Raw genomic sequence first — 1,552 nt, forward strand, 5'->3', positions numbered from 1 at the left:
CGCTGGCGCTGGCGCAGCGCGCCGGCATGCCGCACCAGAACCTGATCGCCGCCGACCGCGACGGCCAGATCGGCTGGACCATCGCCGGCCGGTTGTGGGCGCAGCCGGGGCTGCCGGACGGTTTCGGGCGCTTCGTCGCGCCGGGTGCGATGCGCCGCGAGTGGCTCGATCCGGACCGGGCGCCGCAGGTGCTCTCGCCGGCGCAAGGCCAGCTGTGGACCGCCAACAACCGCCAGCTGGATGGCGCACCCGGTGAGTTGCTCGGCGACGGCGGCTTCGATCTCGGCGCCCGCGCGCAGCAGATCCGCGACCGGCTCTCCGCGCGCGACAAGCATGACGAAGCCTCGATCGGCGCGATCCATCACGACGACGAGGCGCGCTTCATGAAGACCTGGGCGGCTCGGCTGCTGGCGGTGGCGCGCAGCGACGCCGCGACCCATCCGACGCACCGCGCGTTCGTGCAGCTGCTCGAGAACTGGAACGGGCGCGCCGACGCGGACTCGGCCGCCTACCGCCTGGTGCGCCAGGCGCGGCTGCGGGTGCTCGACACCTTGTGGGATGCGTGGACGCTGCCCGCGCTGGGAGATCGGCAGCTCGACCCGAAGCGCCGCATCCGCTGGCGCAACCAGTTCGAGTACAGCGCGGCGCGCGCGCTCGACGAGCGTCCCGGGCATCTGCTGCCGGCGGCCTACGCGAGCTGGGATGCGTTGCTGCTGGCGCAGCTGGATGCCGCGGCCCGCGAGATCGCGCCGGACGGCAACCTCGGCGGCGCCACCTGGGGCGCGCAGAACGCCAGTCGCATCCAGCATCCGCTGGCCAAGGCGATCCCGGCGCTGTCGCGCTGGCTGGACATGCCGTCGGTGCCGCAGTCGGGCGACAGCAACCTGCCGCATGTGGCTGGGCCGGCCTTCGGGCAGTCGGAGCGGCTGGTCGTCTCGCCGGGCCGCGAGGAACAAGGCTGGTTGTCGATGGCGGGCGGGCAGAGCGGCCATCCGATGTCGCCGTTCTACGGCGCGGGGCACCAGGACTGGGTCGAGGGCAAGCCCACGCCGCTGCTGGCGGGCCCGGTGATCCATCGCATCACGGCGCACCGGGACTGAGCGCGGCCACCGCCCGTCGCAGGACGCGAGCGCCTATCGCGGACTCGGCACCTTGAACACCTGCCGCAGGTAGGCCAGGAAGGTCTGGTCCTCGCACATGGTCTTGCCGGGGCTGTCGGAGAGCTTGGCCACCGGCTGTCCATTGACGTGGGTCAGCTTGATGACGATGTTCAGCGTCGGCAGCCCCATGTCGTTGCTGAGCTGGGTCCCGATGCCGAACCCCAGCTGGACGCGGTCCGCGAAATGGCGGTACAGCGCCAGCGCCTTGGGCATGTCCAGCGCGTCGGAGAACACCAGCCGCTTGGTGTTGGCGTCGATGCGCAGCTGCTCGTAGTGCGCCAGCGCCTTCTCGCCCCATTCGACCGGATCGCCCGAATCGTGACGCAGCCCGTCGAAGAGCTTGGCGAAGTAGAGGTCGAAATCGGCCAGGAACGCGTCCATGCCGATCACGT

The 1,552-nt window shown here is 71.3% G+C and carries 1 protein-coding gene and 1 pseudogene; one reads left to right on the top strand and one right to left on the bottom strand.

What is annotated here, in order from left to right; all coding sequences use genetic code 11:
- Window positions 1-1,100: penicillin acylase family protein (locus FUT87_RS26380; protein ID WP_186830777.1), on the top strand; the 1,100-nt coding region annotated here is incomplete at its 5' end.
- 33 nt (window positions 1,101-1,133) lie between these two features.
- On the opposite strand, the pseudogene FUT87_RS26385 reads toward FUT87_RS26380, so the two are convergent.
- Window positions 1,134-1,552, bottom strand: a pseudogene (locus tag FUT87_RS26385) (nicotinate phosphoribosyltransferase); the annotation flags it as partial.

The organism is Mitsuaria sp. TWR114 (assembly GCF_007997345.1).